This window comes from Microbacterium sp. 69-7, assembly GCF_001897985.1.
Taxonomy (GTDB): Bacteria; Actinomycetota; Actinomycetes; order Actinomycetales; family Microbacteriaceae; genus Microbacterium; species Microbacterium laevaniformans.
The window spans coordinates 12,368-14,457 of the sequence record NZ_MKRU01000078.1; the positions used below are offsets into that span (position 1 = coordinate 12,368).

General features: G+C 65.4%; 2 protein-coding genes. One reads left to right on the forward strand and one right to left on the reverse strand.

What is annotated here, in order from left to right:
• Nucleotides 1-499, reverse strand: a 499-nt coding sequence (locus BGN98_RS07445) for a hypothetical protein (RefSeq protein WP_288120559.1), incomplete at its 3' end; no start/stop codon positions are given.
• A gap of 185 nt (nt 500-684) precedes the next feature.
• Between BGN98_RS07445 and BGN98_RS07450 the strand changes: the two genes are divergently transcribed.
• On the forward strand, nt 685-2,090 hold a 1,406-nt coding region (locus tag BGN98_RS07450), incomplete at its 3' end, for a YobI family P-loop NTPase (protein WP_288120560.1).

The window sequence follows — 2,090 nt, forward strand, 5'->3', positions numbered from 1 at the left end:
TGCGCCCGAGCTTGCGGGCGTCGTCCCGGCACGCGCGGCGGGCGTCGGCTTCCTCGGCGTCGATGCGCGAGGCGTGCAGCGCCTCGATGTGTTCCAGCTTCCCGGCGAACCCGTCGTGATCCGGCAGGCCCGCAACGGCCCACAGGCGCGCGCACAGCCCGAACCCCTCGTGCGAGAGCGGGGCGCGCTCCGCGGCCGCCAGCAGGCCGATCACGACCTCTACAGCGGTGCCCGGGCGGGTGTCCTGCCCGGCCGCGACCCTCTCGAGAATCTCGCGCGCGTGCGCCCGATAGACCGCCTCTACGCTCATCCGCTCGGCGGCGTCGCCACCGCTGAGCAGTGAGAACGAGTGATAGATCTCGTCTGCCCGCTCGGGGTGCCGGCTCGCCGCCTGCGCGATCTCGTCCTCGGCCCAGCCGATCCGGTCGAAGATCGCCCCGAAGCTCTGCTCGAAGTTCGCCAGGATCTCCGCTGCCGTGTCCGTCGTCGTGGTGCTCATCGCATCCTCCATATGTTGTGTATCTGACACACACAACATTAGGCGTAGCCTCCGACATTGGCGCGGACACGGGTGTAGGTTCCACGTGAAGATGGCATTTTCTATCGCAAGGTGGCCCACAGTTGGCCATTGGGCCAGGTCTCGTGGACGGATCGTGTGTGCGTTGGGTGATCTGGGGTAGCTGAATGGCGGGCGTGGCTGGGGACGGGGCCGGAGTGGGCTTGGTACCGCTGATTCCGGTGCATGATCCGGTGCAGCACAAGCTCTACAGCGACGAGCTCGTGTCGCTCTTGGAGGACGACGAGCGCCGCAAGCGGGTCTGGAATATCGCGCTGACTGGTGGGTACGGGAGCGGCAAGAGCAGTGTCCTCGCAGGGGTTCGTGAGCGTCTCGCATCTCGGGTAGTTGAGATCTCGCTGTCGTCGTTGAGCGATGTCGGGGTGCAGCCGTTCGATCGGCAGAGCAGTGAGCTGACGAACTACATTCAGAAGGAGATCGTCAAGCAGCTGTTGTACCGGGAGCGTCCGATCGCCGTGCCGGGATCTCGGTTCCGGCGGATCAGCCGGCTGCCCGTGCGCCGTGCTCTTGTGACTTCGGTGCTTGCTGGGGTGCTGGTGGCCGCGGTGTTCTGGGTGACTGGCTGGGGCGCCCCTCTTCAGCTTGCCCCGGATGCGGAGTGGTGGCAGCGTCCGACGATTCTGACTGCGATCGGGCTGCTGGCCGCGGCCGGCGCGTTCGTGACGCGGGTGCTGTTGTCGAACCGGGTGCGGATCGACAAGCTGGGCACGTCGGCGACGTCGGTCAGTCTGACCGGAGACGCAGACGGGAGCTATTTCGACGAGTATCTGGATGAGATCGTCTACTTCTTCGAGATGACCGGGCGCGACGTTGTGATCATCGAGGATCTGGATCGCTTCGAGGACCCAACGATTTATGCATCGCTGAGGGAGCTGAACACGCTCTTGAACTCCTCGGGTCAGCTCCGTAAGCGCCCGGTTCACTTCATCTACGCGGTGCGAGACAGCATCTTCGAGGATCTGGCGGAGGCGCGACGCGACCGGAACGGCACGGCGCTCGACCAGACGGAGGATGCGGATCCTGGGGTGTGGCAGGCGCGTCCAGTGTTGTCGGAGCCGGCGACTCAGCGGACGAAGTTCTTCGAGCTTGTCATCCCGATCGTGCCGTTCATCACGCACCGCTCGTCTGCGGACTTGCTGTCCGGCATGATGCGGGAGATCGATCCAGAGGTTTCCTTCGATGTGATCCGTGTGGTCGCCAAGCATGTGACGGACATGCGGCTTCTGCGGAATATCGCGAACGAGTATCGGGTGTTCAGAGCGCGGATTCTCGCGCCGGGGCTGCTGCGCGGCCTCACGCCCAGCGGGTTGTTCGCTGTCGTGGCGTACAAGAACACGCATCTGCAGGACTTCGAGCAGATCCGGGTGGGCGCGAGCGTTCTCGACACGATGTACCGGCGGTCGCGCCGGATCATCGCGGCGGGGTTGGCGACGCTCGCGGAGTCGTTGGCTGAGCTGGAGGCGTCGCAGGTTCCGCACACGGCGACGGTCGATCGTGCCGAGCAGCTGGGCGC